The organism is Paraburkholderia sp. JHI2823 (assembly GCF_038900695.1).
Lineage (GTDB): Bacteria > Pseudomonadota > Gammaproteobacteria > Burkholderiales > Burkholderiaceae > Paraburkholderia > Paraburkholderia mimosarum.
This window is the reverse complement of record NZ_JAYMRY010000020.1, coordinates 46,494-60,137: the sequence shown is the minus strand read 5'-3', so window position 1 is coordinate 60,137 and position 13,644 is coordinate 46,494. Positions and strand designations below refer to the sequence as shown.

Sequence of the window (13,644 nt, the reverse complement as noted above, 5' to 3'; positions counted from 1 at the left end):
TACCCATTTCGATTCAGTTGCTACTTGGTGCCCCAACGCTTGCCGCGCGTGACAAATTCCTGCACATAGCCCACTACACAGGCGGGTTGCAAGACGACGCCGTAAAAGAGGCTATAAAAGATGAATCCGAAGGCGTTGCGGCGCACCTTCAAGCCCTGTGCCGAGAACATCCCCGCCTGTATGCGGAACATGATCCAGTTGACGAGCATGGCCATCGGCAGCACCAGAAGCGTGATGGGGCCCGCTATCCAGTAGATGCCGAACAGCGCGAGCACCAGCCCGGGAACAAAGGCGAGCGTGTAGACCAGATCCATGTAGGGGAACAAGAGATTCCACCAAATGAACAACGTGCTCATGCGGGGGTGGAACAAAAGCTGCCAGTGCACCTTGAACGCTTCCATCAGGCCGCGGGACCAGCGCTGTCTCTGTCGAATGAACTGGCGCCACGTCGTGGGCGCGTTCGTGAAAAGACAGGCGTTTTCGGCGTAGCCAACCCGATAACCGAGCTTCAGAATTGCCCAGGTCAGCACAATGTCTTCGCCTACCGCGCCCGGCCACCCACCGACCTCGCGAAGAACGGCGGTGTCGTACACCGAAAATGCGCCCTGCGCGACAAGGGTGCCCTGGTAAAGGCTTTGCAGACGCTTCACGGACGCGATGCCGTGGAAATAATCCCATTCCTGAATTCGCGTGACGAGGTTGGCTCGCGAATTGCGCACCAGCACCGCTCCCGCGACTGCCCGCGTGTTTGGCGGGTCGTTCTGGTAACGGCGAATCAGGTTTTCGAGAGCATTGCGGTACAGGTATGAATCGCCGTCGACAGTGACCGTCAGGCCGTGGCGCACGCGCTCAAGCCCCGCGTTGAGCGCGCGCGCCTTGCCGACATTTTTCGGCATGTGAATGACTTCCAGCCATGGATATTCGAGTCCGTCCAACTGGTGCGCCGTGCCATCTGTCGAGCCGTCGTTGATCACAATCACCTGCAGCGGCCCCGCATACTCCTGCCGTGCAATGCTCTCGATGGTTTGGGCGATGGATTCTTCCTCGTTATAGGCGGCGACCAGAATGCTGAGTCCCGGCAGTGGCTCATGGGTTGTGCGAAGCCGGGGCCGGCGATCCAGCAACAGGCTCGACAGCAAGAACGCGTTCATTCCCCCTGGCAAAATCGCGATGCCGTACACGATCAGGTGGGCGCACACTGCCCCCAACTGGATACTCATCTCCCTCAGCCATCCCTGCGCAAGAAGGCACGACACCGCGGACCATAGCAGCGCGAGCGCAAAAGACAGCGCGAATTTGTACTTGACTGGAAGATACAGGCGGGACCTGTGATCCAACGGAAGGGATGCCGGATCCACCTGGCTGGGTGGAGGGCTTCTATCGACGGATTGAATACGGTTCGTCACTTTGAGACAGTCATGGAAGTTGAGATGCTTATTACTGAATACCAGATAGGGGTACTAAGTAGATGCAGTCGTTCTGCCTGTCGGACCCGGTGTCCGCCGACGCATCTAAAGCTGGCTGGAAGATTGGGGCGTGCGGCGACGCACGCGCAAGCGTGGAGCGGCAGTACGGCTTGCCGTCGTGAGCGAAAAGATTTGACCGAGCACCCGCTTCTGCTCGTCATGAGTAGGCAGCACTGACACTTCGTTTCCCCGGTATTGCTGTTGCGCCCACTGTTGACTTTTCTTTGCCAGCGGACGTTCTATTTTTGTTCAGCTCGGCGCGGTAAAGCTTAAGAGGCCGCAGTCTGTTCTTATTCGTTCTTCTGAAATGCCTTGACGCTCCCGTTGACGTGGGAGCTTCGATTTTCCGCGGCCAGGGACTGAAAAGTCTCGCTATTTCATTGCGATTCCAGGTTCTGCTGGCCGCCTTTTAGAAAATAGGCTGACGAAATGCTAACCAAATGTCCGGGTGGCGGCAACAGATTTTTGTTCTTCGCAACACTGCGCAACTGCGCATACGTTTGCGCAAACATTTGCGCCTTCTCACAAATTTGGGGGCGACTGAATGCGATCTTTTCTCCATGTTAAACATCGAGGGATCTCATTCAGATAACGGACGAAAGGCGGGGTCTTCCCGGTCACGCTGCGGAGATGCTCGCACGAGACCAGGTCATTCAGGCGCGGCCTGAATCGTGGGCGGTCAGCGCCGGACCGGCGTCGGACGCGGACTTCTACCCTCACAAATAATGCTAAAGATCACTAACCAGCCCGACGCCACAAAGCCTGCTCGTGCCCCTCCGCCAGCAATCCGCGCGCAATCTCGGCCACCCTGGCCACGTGCGCAATCGCAGCGTCGCGCGCGCCTGCCGTGTCTCGCGCCTCGATGGCGCTCAGGATCTGGCGCATCTCGTTCACAGCCTGGCAGCCGCGGTCGTCGGAAGCAATCGTGAGCGCTCTAAGCCTGTTGATGCGCGCCGTCAACGACTGCACGATCTCCCACGCCACCTGTTTCTTGCCGCCCATGAACATGCGCTCGTAGAAAGCGGACGTGAGCGCTCTCACGGCCTGATGGTCCTGTGTCGCAAAGGCCTGCTGGATCTGATCGATCACGCCTGCGAGATCGGCAATGACAGACTCGTCGGCATGCTGCGCGCAGGCCATGGCCGCCTCCCCTTCGAACAGCGCGCGTATTTCGTAGATCTCTGCCGCCGTTTCGGAGTCGAGCACGGCGACAATCGGCCCCTGGTTCGGTATCGAATCGACGAGGCCTTCCGTTTCCAGGTGCCGCAGAACCTCGCGCACGACAGTGCGGCTCACGCCGAGAATTTCGCACAGCGAGCGCTCGACCAGTCGCTCGCCAGGATGAAAATGCGCTTCGAGAATCGCCGTGCGCATTTTCTCGAGGGCGAGTTCCCGCAGGGTGGCGGTCGGGCGCTGGACCTTCAGCGATGGGAGTGCGTCGCTCATGGCAGTCATGCTCACGCTTGCGCAAAGAGGCGCACGTCCCGCGCATCCCAGTCGACGAACGCCTGCGCGCCGATCGTGATCCCGCTGTCGTGGCGATGCGCCGCCGGCATGCGAATCGAAATCTCCTGCTGCCAGGGTGTGGCCACGGCGTAGTGCATCGCGTCGCCGAGATACGTGATATCGCGCACCGTCACGGGCAAACCGCTCGCCGCCCTCGCACCGCTCGCGCCTTGCAGCGCGCTGATGCGCATCTGTTCGGGGCGGATCATGAGCGTGCCCTCGTCGCCGGCGGCGAGTGTCGGCGTGAAGGCGTCCGAGGCGATCTCGTGGCCGTTGGGAAACACGCCGTTCATTTGGCCGCCGCCGTTCTTCGTCACCTTCACCGGCAGGAAATTCGAATTGCCGATGAAGCTCGCGACGAAACGCGACGCCGGATTCCCATAGAGTTCCTCGCCGGTGCCGACCTGCTCGATGCGGCCTTTGTTGAACACGGCGATGCGGTCCGAGAGGCGCAGCGCTTCTTCCTGGTCGTGCGTCACGTACAGGATCGTCACGCCGGTCTCCTGGTGAATGCGGCGCAGTTCGAGCTGGATTTCCTCGCGCAGCTTCTTGTCGAGCGCGGAAAGCGGCTCGTCCATCAGCAGCACGGGCGGATCGTAGGCGAGCGCGCGTGCAATGGCGACACGCTGCTGCTGGCCGCCCGAGAGCTGCGCGGGCATGCGGTCGCGGCACTCTGAAAGATGCACGAGCTTCAGCATTTTCTCCACTTTCGCCTTGATCTCCGCGTCGTGGCGGCGGCGCACGCGCAACGGGAACGCCACGTTCTCGCCCACCGTGAGATGCGGGAACAGCGTATAGCGCTGAAACACCATGCCGATGTTCCGCTTGTTGGGTGCCACCGAAAGCAGCGGCTTGCCGTCGAGCAGCACGCGCCCCTCGGTCGGCTCCTGGAAGCCCGCGACGATATACAGCGTCGTGCTCTTGCCCGAGCCGGACGGCCCGAGGAACGTCATGAATTCGCCTTTGCGCACGTCGAGCGAAACATGGTCGATCGCGACGACATCGTCATAGGTCTTGCGCAGACGCTGGATTTGCAGAAATGCAGTCATGGCTTGTTTACCTCAATTAGCACGCGCGCGGCGCAGCAGAGCGCCGGCAAGCATCAATACGGTCGTGAGTCCGACGAGCAGCGAAGACGCCGCCGCGACGACGGGCGTCAGGTCCTGGCGCAGCGTCGACCAGATCCGCACGGGCAGCGTCTGCAGGGTCGGGCTGGACATGAAGATGGACACGACCACCTCGTCCCACGAAGCGAGAAACGCAAAGATCGCGGCGGCGAACAGGCCCAGCCGGATCGCCGGCAGCGTGACGCGCAGCTTCACCGTGAGCGGCGACGCGCCGCAAATGAGGGCCGCGTCCTCCAGCGCCGTGTCGAAGCTCACGAGCGAATTGCTGATCGAGATGATCGAGAACGGCAAGGCGATGATCAGATGCCCGATCACGAAGCCGGTCATCGTGCCGTTCAGGCCAACGCGCAGGAAGAACGCATAGAGCGCGACGGCCAGCACGACCACGGGCAGCACCATCGGCGTGAGGAAAAAGCCCTGCACCGCTTTGCGTCCGCGAAATTTGCCGCGTACGAGCGCAAGCGATGCGAGAAACCCGATCGCCACCGAGAGCACCGTGACGATCACCGCCAGCTTCGCGCTCGTGAAGAGCGAGTCGATCCAGCCCGGATCGGTGAAAAGCTGCCGGTACCACTCGAGCGTCCAGCCCGGCGGCGGGAAAATGAGCCACTGCGAATCGCCGAACGACAGCGCGACGATGAAGACGACAGGCAGCAGGAGAAAAAGCGCGACGGCCGCGCCCACGGCCACCAGGATCCAGCGCAGCCCGCCGAGACGATCGAAATCGAGCAGCATGTCAGCGCCCTCCCATACTTGCGTTCGCACGGCCCGTGAAGCGCAGTTGCAACGCATAGAGCGCAAGCGTCACGGCGAGCAGCACGAAGGCTGCGGCGCCCGCGAGGCCCCAGTTGAGCAGTTCCTGCACGAGCTGCGCGATCAGTTCCGCCAGCATCATGTACGAGGGACCGCCGAGCAGCGCGGGCGTGACGAAGTATCCCAGCGCCATCACGAACACCATGAGCGCGCCGGAGGCGACGCCGGGCATGGCGAGCGGCACGAGAATGCGCCAGAACGCCTGCCAGCGGCTCGCACCGCAAACCGCCGCGGCGCGCAGCGTCGACGGGTCGATGCTGCGCAGCGTGGCGTGCAGCGGCATCACGAGAAACGGCAGCATGATGTAAGTCATGCCGATGGTCACGCCGGTGAGGTTGTTCACGAGTGACAGCGGCTCGTGGATCACGCCGATCGCCATCAGCATGCGGTTGATCGGCCCGGTCTGCTGCAGCAGCACCATCCACGCGAAGGTCCGCGCGAGCAGGTTGGTCCACATCGAGAGCAGCAGGATTGCGAACAGCACGGAACTGAGCTTGCGCGGCGCGATGGCGAGCAGCCACGCCATCGGAAAGCCCACGAGCAGCGTGACCAGCGTCACGACCGTCGCCACGAGGAACGTATTGCCGAACACGCGCAGATACGTGGTCGAGCCGAGCAACTGCTCGTAGTTGTGCAGGCCCGGCGTCGGTTCCAGCACACTGCGCAACAGCAGCGAGAGCACCGGCAGCAGGAAGAAGATCACGAGCAGCAGCATGGCCGGCGCCAGCAGCCGCATGCTACGCCAGTCGCGCCGCTTGCGCGCGGCCGTCGCGGGCGGGTGCGCGACGGTACTCAATACGTTGGGCATGATGTTTCCTTTCGAACCGGTTCGCGACGTCGGACTGGCTTTTACTTCGATTGCCACGCGTACCAGCGCCTGGCGATCGCGTCGCGGTTCTCGGCCCAGTACTTCATGTCGAGATTGATCTGCGAGTCCTTGTATTGATCGGGCAGCGTCTTCGCGATACCCGCTGGCATCAGCGCGGCCGATTTGACGTTGACCGGGGCGTAGCCCGTGTCGGCTGCGAATTTCGCCTGCGCCTGCGGACTCGTTGCGGCCGCGAGATACTTCATCGCTGCGTCGCGATGCTTCGCGCCCTTCGGGATCACGAGCATGTCGGCGGCGGTGAGGTTCTGGTTCCACGAGATCCCGACGGGCACGCCGGTTTGCGCGAGCGCGTGCAGACGACCGTTCCAGAACATGCCGATCGGCGCCTCGCCCGAAGCGAGCAGCTGCTGCGACTGCGCACCGCCGCTCCACCAGACGATGTCGCTCTTGATCGTGTCGAGCTTCTTGAACGCGCGGTCGAGGTCGAGCGGATAGAGCTTGCTGGGCGGCACGCCGTCGGCGAGCAGCGCGATTTCGAGCACGCCGGGCGCCGACCACTTGTAGAACGTGCGCTTGCCGGGGAAGCGCTTGGTATCGAAGAGATCCGCCCAGGTTTGTGGCTGCGCGCCAGTGAATTTCGCCTTGTTGTAGCCGAGTACGAACGAGTAATAAAAGCTCCCCACAGCGGCCGGCGTCGCGAAGCGCGGGTCGAGTTCGTCCTTCTTCACCACCGAATAGTCGATCGGCTCGATCAGCCCGGCCTTTTGCGCGGCATAGGCAAAGTCGCCCTCCACGTCCACGACGTCCCAGCTCACGTTGCCGCTGTCGACCATCGCCTTGAGCTTGCCGTAGTCGGTCGGGCCGTCCATGAGCACACTGATGCCGCTTGACTGCGTGAACGGCTGCGCCCAGTCCTTCTGCTGCGACGATTGCGTCGTGCCGCCCCAGCTCGTGAAGACGATCGGGTCGGCGGCCAGTGCGGACGCTGCCGCGAGCGTCGTTGCGCACGCAACGAACATCGGCGCGATAAACGAGGTGCTTCTGCTGCTCATGGCTCTCTCCGGTGATACGGTTGGTTGTCGCTTCGTCAGGCCGGCTGCGAGAAAACGCGCCGGAATCGGGGTTGGGGTAGCTGGGTCTTGCATCGCCGCGGCTTCAATGCGTCAGCGCGAGCGGCTGCACGGTGCCGGCTTCGTTGTCGCCGACATAAATGCCGAACGCGTCCTGCCTGCGTTCGCGCACATAGCGTTCGAGCATCGAGCGCACGGCGTCGTCGCGCAGTTCGTCCCAGGGAATCTGCGAAAGCGGCACGATGCGGATGCTGCTGTCGAGCCAGGGCGAGCCGTTTTGCATCACGCGGCCGCGATAATAAATTTGCACGCCGGGCGCTTTGCCGCCGGCGTCCTCGAACACGGCGAACAGAAAGTCGAGATGCGCACGCAAGCCGAGCTTCGCGAGCACGCCCCGCAGGCTGGCGGGGTCGCTCGCCGGTTCGAGCCTGATGCCTGTGGGCAGCGTCACGCCTTTGGCCGTGTCGACGAGCACGAGCCCGTCGCGATGTTCGAGAATCGCGCCCACCGTCGCACGCGCACCGGCCGCGGCCAGCGCGTCCTGCGAGAGGCTGAAGTTCACGTACGCGCCACGGCAGTAGCCAAGCGGCGAGGCACTCGTTTGAACGAAATCGACCACGCGGCCGATCAGGATGATGTGATCGCCCGCGTCCACGACGTCGTGCGTCGTGCAGTCGAAGCTCGCCGCAGCGCCGTCCATGACCGGCGCGCCCGTTTTGCGTGTGCTCCAGGGCACTTGTGCGAACTTGTCGGCGGCCTTCGAGGCGAACACGCCCGAAACCTGCTGCTGGTCTTCGGCAAGCACGCTGACGGCGAAGCGGCGCGTTTGCGAGAACACGGCATGGCTCGACGCCGTCTTCGCGATGCACACCAGAATGAGCGGCGGGTCGAGCGACACCGAGGTGAACGAGTTGGCCGTGAAGCCGCGCGGCGAACCATCGGGCTGGATCGTCGTGACGACGGTCACGCCCGTCACGAACGCGCCGAGCGCGCGGCGAAATTCGGCGGCATCGAAAGTCGGTTGCGCGAGGTGGTCAGTCATCGGCTCAGCCATGGCGTTCTCCTGTGTTTGCAACGCTATTCGCGGCATGCGTCGACGCCGAAGCTTCGGACAGGAACGCGAGCAGGCTTGCGTTGACGCGCTCCGGGTCGGTGACGTTCATCATGTGGCGCGCGTTCGCGATGACTTCCGCGCGGCCGCGCGGCGCGACCGCCGCCATCGCATGCGACATCTGCGCGCTCGAATTCGGATCGCACTCGCCGGTGAGGAAGAGCGCGGGCACAGCGAGCGCCGCGAGACGCCCTACGTGGGCATCGTCAGCGGACGCAAAAAGACGGTAGGCACGCGCGTAGCCCACGGGATCGACGGCAAGCAGCAGCGCTCGCACTGCCTGCGCCGCCTGGGTCAAATGACCGGGAACCGGATCGCCGAACCAGCGCGAGAGCGTCGCGTCCACACCGCTCGCGGCGGGCGCGTCGCCGAGACTAGCCGCGCGCGTCATCACCGCTTCGCGCTGTGCCGGCGTACGGTCGTACACCGCGTTCATCGCGACCACGCTCAACGTGCGCGGCGCATTGAGCAGCGCGAATTCGAGCGCGACGAGCGCGCCCATCGAATGCCCCACCACGTGCGCGCGCTCCACGTGGATGGTGTCGAGCAGCGCTTCGAGCTGCGCAGCGTATTCGTCGAGCGTGGGCTCGGCGCTGGGAAGCGCGCTCTCGCCGTGACCGAGCATGTCGTAGGCGACGACACGAAACGATTCGGACAACGCCGCGATCTGCGGCGCCCACACGCTCTGGTTCATGCCCACGCCGTGGATCAGCACTACGGTTTCGCAGTCGGCATCCGGCTGCGGCGCGTACACGCTGTAGCAAGTGCCAGCGATGCTTGCGCGCTGGCCACGCGAGACAGCATGTTCGGAGACGAAATCAGGCTTCATGGTTCAAGCTCGTGTTCGATGAGATTATGGTATTCCATCTTATGGCCCACAACAATGCGCGATGTATTATGGAATACCATGAGATTGTCCGCGCCTCGCTATGGCGTGCGCAGGCATCCAAAACCGACGCGCGAATTGAGCAGACAAAAGAAAAAGGCCGCCGGCGTCTGCCGGCGGCCGTTGTCAGACGGCCAGGTAGCCGGGGCGCGTCAGGCCTCCCCGGGCTCTTCGTTTTGCGCGGCGAGCGCCGAAAGCGCAAGCTCGGAAACCCGCTTGATGTGCGCGAACGACGCCGCGGCCGCCGCCTCGCCGTCGCGCCGCTCTATCGCATCGAGCAGCAGGTTCATCTCCCGGTTGGAGTCGCTGCCTCGCCCCGGCGTGGCGATGGTCAACGCGCGCAGGCGGTTGATGCGCGCATTAAGCGTCTTGACGAGCGTGAGCGATACCTGCTTGTTGGCGGCCTGGAACAGCGTTTCATAGAAACGCTCGGTGTACTCCACCACGCGCGGCAAGTCGTTTTTTTCGAACGCGTCTTCGATCTCCGTGCGAATCTCGCGCAACTGCTTCACGACTTCCGGCGTGGCGCTCTCTGCGCAGGCCCGGGCGGCGTTGGCTTCGAGCAGCCCGCGCAGTTCGTAGATCTCGCCCACGTGGGCGGGGTCGAGCCGCGCCACGATCGGCCCTTGCCGCGCGACGCTCTCGACCAACCCTTCGGTCTCGAGATGGCGGAGCACCTCGCGCACCACCGTGCGGCTCACGCCAAGCTCGTCGCATAGCGTGCGTTCGACGAGGCGCGTGCCCGGCCGAAAATATCCCTGGACTATCGCGCCGCGCAGTTTGTCGAGCGTTAGCTCACGCAGGGTCTTGGCGTTGCGGTCGATTTTGAGGTCTTGCATAGGCGGCGATGAGGCGTTGGTCAGGAGATGAACGAAAAGCCGCGCACCAGGGCGTGGATATGGAATGCCATATTATGACGCAACCGACGTTCAGCTTTCCCTCCGCCAGCCGCAGCAGGTGAGTGATCACCCCACCAGTCCCTCGACGATCGTGATCTGCGCCACGCAGTGTCCATCGCGTTTCGCCTTGGCAGCCTGATACTCCGGCGACCGATAACAGTCGAGCGCCGCTTGCATGTCGGGGAACTGAATCACGACGTGCCGCGCGAACGACTCCCCTTCCAGCACCTGCGCCGCGCCGCCGCGTGCGAGAAACACGGCACCGAACTTCTTGAACGCCAGCGGCGCAGCGTCCGTGTAGTCCTTGTACTTCTCGGGATCCAGCACGGTGACATGGGCAATCCAGTAAGCAGTCATCTCTCCTCCTGTCCATCTTCAAGCATCAAAAGTCCGCAAACCCTTGCCAGACGGGCGTCACGGCATCTATCGGGTTAACACTCATGGCATGCCGTAACATGGTATACCAAAATGCCTCATACGATCAATGTACCGAGGAAGTCGCCATGAGCCTGATCCGCAAGTCCGTCCTGCACGTCGAAAACATCTTCGTAGATGGCGAAAAGCCCGCTGCAAAACCGCTGAAGCTGATCGGCGCGGTCGCTGTCATCAAGAACCCGTGGGCGGGCCGCGGTTATGTGGAAGACCTCTCGCCCGAGATTCGCGCCCTGGCGCCTCAATTGAGCGAACACCTGACGAAGCTCATCATCGACGAAGCCGGTTCGGGCGAAGCCGTCGAAGCCTTCGGAAAGAGCGCCATCGTCGGTCTTTCCGGCGAGCTGGAGCATGCGTCCGCGCTCATTCACACGCTGCACTTCGGCAACACCTACCGCTCGGCCGTGGGGGCGAAGTCGTATCTCGCGTTCAACAACACGCGCGGCCCGGCCAATGCGCCGCTGCTGATTCCGATGATGGACAAGAACGACGAAGGCCGCCGCTCGCATTACCTCACGCTGCAGTTCTCGATTGCGGATGCGCCGGCCGCCGACGAACTCGTCATCGCCATTGGCGCCGCAACGGGCGGCCGTCCGCATCACCGCATTGGCGATCGCTACAAAGACCTCGCGGAACTCGGAAATGACGTCAAGAACCCTGCCGCTGTCAAATAAGCGCGTCGCGCACTATCTGGAGCAGGGCGCGGGCGAACCGCTCGTCCTGATTCACGGCGTGGGCATGCAGGCAACCGCGTGGCATCCGCAGATCGAAGACTTGTCATCTGAATTCCGGGTGATCTCGGTCGATATGCCGGGCCACGGACAAAGCGATGGGCTCGAAGCGGGCGCCGCCTTGCCGCAGTTCGTTGAGTGGGCAACGGATTTCATCGAGGCGCTCAACGCAGGCCCCGTCAACCTGGCCGGACACTCGATGGGTTCGTTGATCGCGGCTGGCGTCGCCGTCACGCGGCCGGATCTGGTGAAACGCGTAGCCGTGCTGAACGGCGTGTACCGCCACACGGAGCAGGCGCGCGAAGCGGTGCTGCGGCGCGCCGCCGAATTGCGTTCGGGCATGACCGACGTGGAGACCCCGTTGCGGCGCTGGTTCAACGCGGACGAAGCGCAACAGGTCGCCGCGCAAAAAGTCGAGTCGTGGCTAAAAACGGTGAACCTCGCGGGCTACGCCACGGCGTATACGGCCTTTGCGAGCGGCGACGAAGTCTACGCCGACGGCTGGAACACGATTGCCTGCCTGGCTCTAGTGCTCACGGGCGCCGACGATCCGAATTCGACGCCGGAGATGGCAAGGCAGATGGCGCGAGCCGCTCGAAACGGCCGGGCCGTCGTGATCGAAAACGAGCGTCACGTGGTGAATCTGACCGCGCCCAACGAAGTCAATCGCGCGCTGCGTGCCTTTGCAAACGGCGCCGCAAGCCGAAAACCACGAAGTGGAAGTGTGAAATGAGCCAGGAGACGAGTCAGGCAATGGGACGGAATGCGGGTCAAGCGATATCGAAGATCAACACACGCGAACTGCGCGACGCGTTCGGCGCCTTCATGACTGGCGTGACGATCGTGACCACCGCCAGTGACGGCGGCAAGCCGCTCGGCTTCACCGCCAATTCGTTTTCGTCCGTTTCGCTCGATCCCGCCTTGCTGCTCGTGAGCATTGCGAAGACGTCGAGCAATTACCAGGCGTTTTCCACGGCGGGCCACTTCGCCATCAACATTCTCGCGGAAGGGCAGAAGGATTTGTCCAACACGTTCGCGCGGCCGAGCGACGATCGCTTCGCCAACGTGAGCTGGCAGTTGAGCGCCAACCGCAACCCGCTCATCGACGACGTCAGCGCCTGGTTCGACTGCACGACGCACGCCGTGATCGACGCGGGCGACCACGCGCTCATCATCGGCCGGGTCGGGGCGTTTCATTCCGCGGGATTTGCGGGCCTTGGCTACTATCGTGGTGGCTACTTCACGCCGGCCAGGGTGTCGGCGGAAGTCATCGCGGGACCGAAGGTCATCGTGAATGCGATCATCGCGCGCGAAGATAAAGTGCTGCTCGTGAAGACAGCCGGCAACAAATGGGGACTGCCTTCGAAAGCGATCGGCAAGGAAGGCGCGGACAAGGCGCTTGCCGAGATCTTCGCGAAGTACCAGCCCGATGCTTCGGCAAGTTTCATTTATTCGGTCTACAACAATACCGAAACCCATTACCAGTACATCTCGTTCCTGTGCAGCGCGCCCGATGAACTCGCCTCTGTGGGCCACGTTTCGGGCGACGCTTCGGGGCAATTCGTCAGCCTCGACGACATCGAGACCGAAGCGTTCCAGGACAATGCATTGGCCAGCATGCTTCAACGCTACCGTAAGGAAAACGAATTGAAGAGCTACGGCTTGTACTTCGGCGACCATAGCAACGGCACAGTCCGTCCGCTTCATTCCTGAAAGGTTACATCATGCGATTCTCGCTATTCGTTCATATGGAGCGCGTCTCCGACCAGACGAGTCAAAAGCAGTTGTACGACGAAATGATCGAGCTGTGCCAGATCGCCGATCGCGGCGGCATGCACGCCGTCTGGACCGGCGAGCACCACGGCATGGACTTCACGATCGCGCCGAACCCGTTCCTCAATATCGCTGACCTCGCCAACAAGACGAAGCACGTGCGCCTCGGTACGGGCACGGTCATTGCCCCCTTCTGGCATCCGATCAAGCTCGCCGGCGAAGCCGCGATGACCGACATCATCACGAACGGCCGCCTCGATCTGGGCATCGCGCGAGGCGCATACTCGTTCGAATACGAACGCCTGATGCCGGGCCTCGATGCATGGGGCGCGGGGCAGCGCATGCGCGAACTCATTCCGGCCGTGAAAAAGCTCTGGGAAGGCGATTACGCGCACGAAGGCGAGTTCTGGAAATTCCCTTCGACCACCTCGTCGCCTCTGCCGCTGCAGCGCCCGCATCCGCCGATCTGGGTGGCCGCGCGCGACCCGAACAGCCACGAATTCGCGGTGTCCAACGGTTGCAACGTACAGGTCACGCCGCTGCATCTGGGCGACGAAGAAGTCGAGAAGCTGGTTGGCCACTTCAATGCCGCGTGCGAGAAGTTCCGCGACGTGCCGCGCCCGCAGATCATGCTGCTGCGCCACACCTATGTGGCGAGCAGCGAAGACGACGCGCAACTCGCCGCCGACGAAGTCAACACGTTCTACAACTACTTCGGCGCGTGGTTCAGGAACGAGCGGCCGGTGAGCCGTGGCATGATCAAGCCGCTCACGAAGGAGGAGATCGCCGCCCATCCGTTCTACACGCCCGAAGCGATGCGCAGGAACAACGTGATCGGCACGCCCGGGGAAGTGATCTCGCGCCTGCGGGCCTATGAGAAACTCGGTTTCGACGAGTACTCGTTCTGGATCGATACGGGCATGAGCTTCGCGCGCAAGAAGGCATCGCTCGAGCGCATGATCAACGACGTCATGCCGGCGTTCAGGTAAGGGGGGGCGATC

Annotated in this window: 14 protein-coding genes; 4 read left to right on the top strand and 10 right to left on the bottom strand. The window is 62.8% G+C overall.

What is annotated here, in order from left to right; genetic code table 11:
- Nucleotides 1-20: 20 nt before the first annotated feature.
- The 10 genes from VSR34_RS21395 to VSR34_RS21350 all read right to left on the bottom strand — a co-directional run bounded on the left by VSR34_RS21395 (nucleotide 21) and on the right by VSR34_RS21350 (nucleotide 10,064).
- Nucleotides 21-1,220: a glycosyltransferase family 2 protein gene (locus tag VSR34_RS21395; RefSeq protein WP_342963411.1), complete on the bottom strand. Its 1,200-nt coding sequence runs from the start codon at nucleotides 1,218-1,220 to the stop codon at nucleotides 21-23.
- Between the two features lie 984 nt (nucleotides 1,221-2,204).
- Nucleotides 2,205-2,912, bottom strand: a complete 708-nt coding sequence (locus VSR34_RS21390) for a GntR family transcriptional regulator (protein WP_028213530.1) — start codon at nucleotides 2,910-2,912, stop codon at nucleotides 2,205-2,207.
- A gap of 11 nt (nucleotides 2,913-2,923) precedes the next feature.
- The gene (locus VSR34_RS21385; RefSeq protein ID WP_342963410.1) at nucleotides 2,924-4,021 is read right to left on the bottom strand and encodes an ABC transporter ATP-binding protein; all 1,098 of its coding nucleotides are present in this window, start codon (nucleotides 4,019-4,021) and stop codon (nucleotides 2,924-2,926) included.
- 12 nt (nucleotides 4,022-4,033) lie between these two features.
- Nucleotides 4,034-4,834, bottom strand: a complete 801-nt coding sequence (locus VSR34_RS21380; RefSeq protein ID WP_342963409.1) for an ABC transporter permease — start codon at nucleotides 4,832-4,834, stop codon at nucleotides 4,034-4,036.
- Nucleotide 4,835: 1 nt separating this feature from the next.
- Nucleotides 4,836-5,720 (bottom strand): ABC transporter permease, encoded by an 885-nt coding sequence (locus VSR34_RS21375; protein ID WP_028232132.1) that lies wholly within the window; start codon nucleotides 5,718-5,720, stop codon nucleotides 4,836-4,838.
- Between the two features lie 41 nt (nucleotides 5,721-5,761).
- The gene (locus VSR34_RS21370; RefSeq protein WP_028232133.1) at nucleotides 5,762-6,793 is read right to left on the bottom strand and encodes an ABC transporter substrate-binding protein; all 1,032 of its coding nucleotides are present in this window, start codon (nucleotides 6,791-6,793) and stop codon (nucleotides 5,762-5,764) included.
- Between the two features lie 103 nt (nucleotides 6,794-6,896).
- Nucleotides 6,897-7,853, bottom strand: a complete 957-nt coding sequence (locus tag VSR34_RS21365) for a flavin reductase family protein (RefSeq protein WP_028232134.1) — start codon at nucleotides 7,851-7,853, stop codon at nucleotides 6,897-6,899.
- Nucleotides 7,854-7,857: 4 nt separating this feature from the next.
- On the bottom strand, nucleotides 7,858-8,751 hold the full coding sequence (locus tag VSR34_RS21360) for an alpha/beta fold hydrolase (RefSeq protein ID WP_342963408.1): 894 nt from the start codon (nucleotides 8,749-8,751) through the stop codon (nucleotides 7,858-7,860).
- A gap of 209 nt (nucleotides 8,752-8,960) precedes the next feature.
- Nucleotides 8,961-9,647 carry a GntR family transcriptional regulator gene (locus VSR34_RS21355; RefSeq protein WP_342963407.1) on the bottom strand — a complete coding sequence of 229 codons (687 nt, stop codon included), beginning with the start codon at nucleotides 9,645-9,647 and terminating at the stop codon, nucleotides 8,961-8,963.
- Nucleotides 9,648-9,773: 126 nt separating this feature from the next.
- Nucleotides 9,774-10,064, bottom strand: a complete 291-nt coding sequence (locus VSR34_RS21350) for a DUF1330 domain-containing protein (RefSeq protein ID WP_028232136.1) — start codon at nucleotides 10,062-10,064, stop codon at nucleotides 9,774-9,776.
- Between the two features lie 146 nt (nucleotides 10,065-10,210).
- Here VSR34_RS21350 and VSR34_RS21345 point away from each other — a divergent pair, with 146 nt between their 5' ends.
- Genes VSR34_RS21345 through VSR34_RS21330 form a run of 4 tightly spaced genes read left to right on the top strand, consistent with a single transcriptional unit; the run spans nucleotide 10,211 to nucleotide 13,632 of the window.
- Complete coding sequence (locus VSR34_RS21345) at nucleotides 10,211-10,813, top strand: amino acid synthesis family protein (RefSeq protein WP_342963406.1); 603 nt, start codon at nucleotides 10,211-10,213, stop codon at nucleotides 10,811-10,813.
- A complete protein-coding gene (locus VSR34_RS21340) occupies nucleotides 10,782-11,603 on the top strand; it encodes an alpha/beta hydrolase (RefSeq protein WP_342963405.1) in 822 nt (273 codons plus the stop codon). Before VSR34_RS21345 ends, VSR34_RS21340 begins: the two co-directional genes overlap by 32 nt.
- Entirely contained in the window at nucleotides 11,600-12,583 is a 984-nt protein-coding gene (locus VSR34_RS21335; protein ID WP_342963404.1) for a flavin reductase, read from the top strand. The genes VSR34_RS21340 and VSR34_RS21335 overlap by 4 nt, the downstream gene beginning before the upstream one ends.
- Before the next feature lie 11 nt (nucleotides 12,584-12,594).
- Nucleotides 12,595-13,632, top strand: coding sequence for an LLM class flavin-dependent oxidoreductase (locus VSR34_RS21330; protein WP_028213519.1), 1,038 nt, complete (start codon nucleotides 12,595-12,597; stop codon nucleotides 13,630-13,632).
- Nucleotides 13,633-13,644 lie beyond the last annotated feature (12 nt).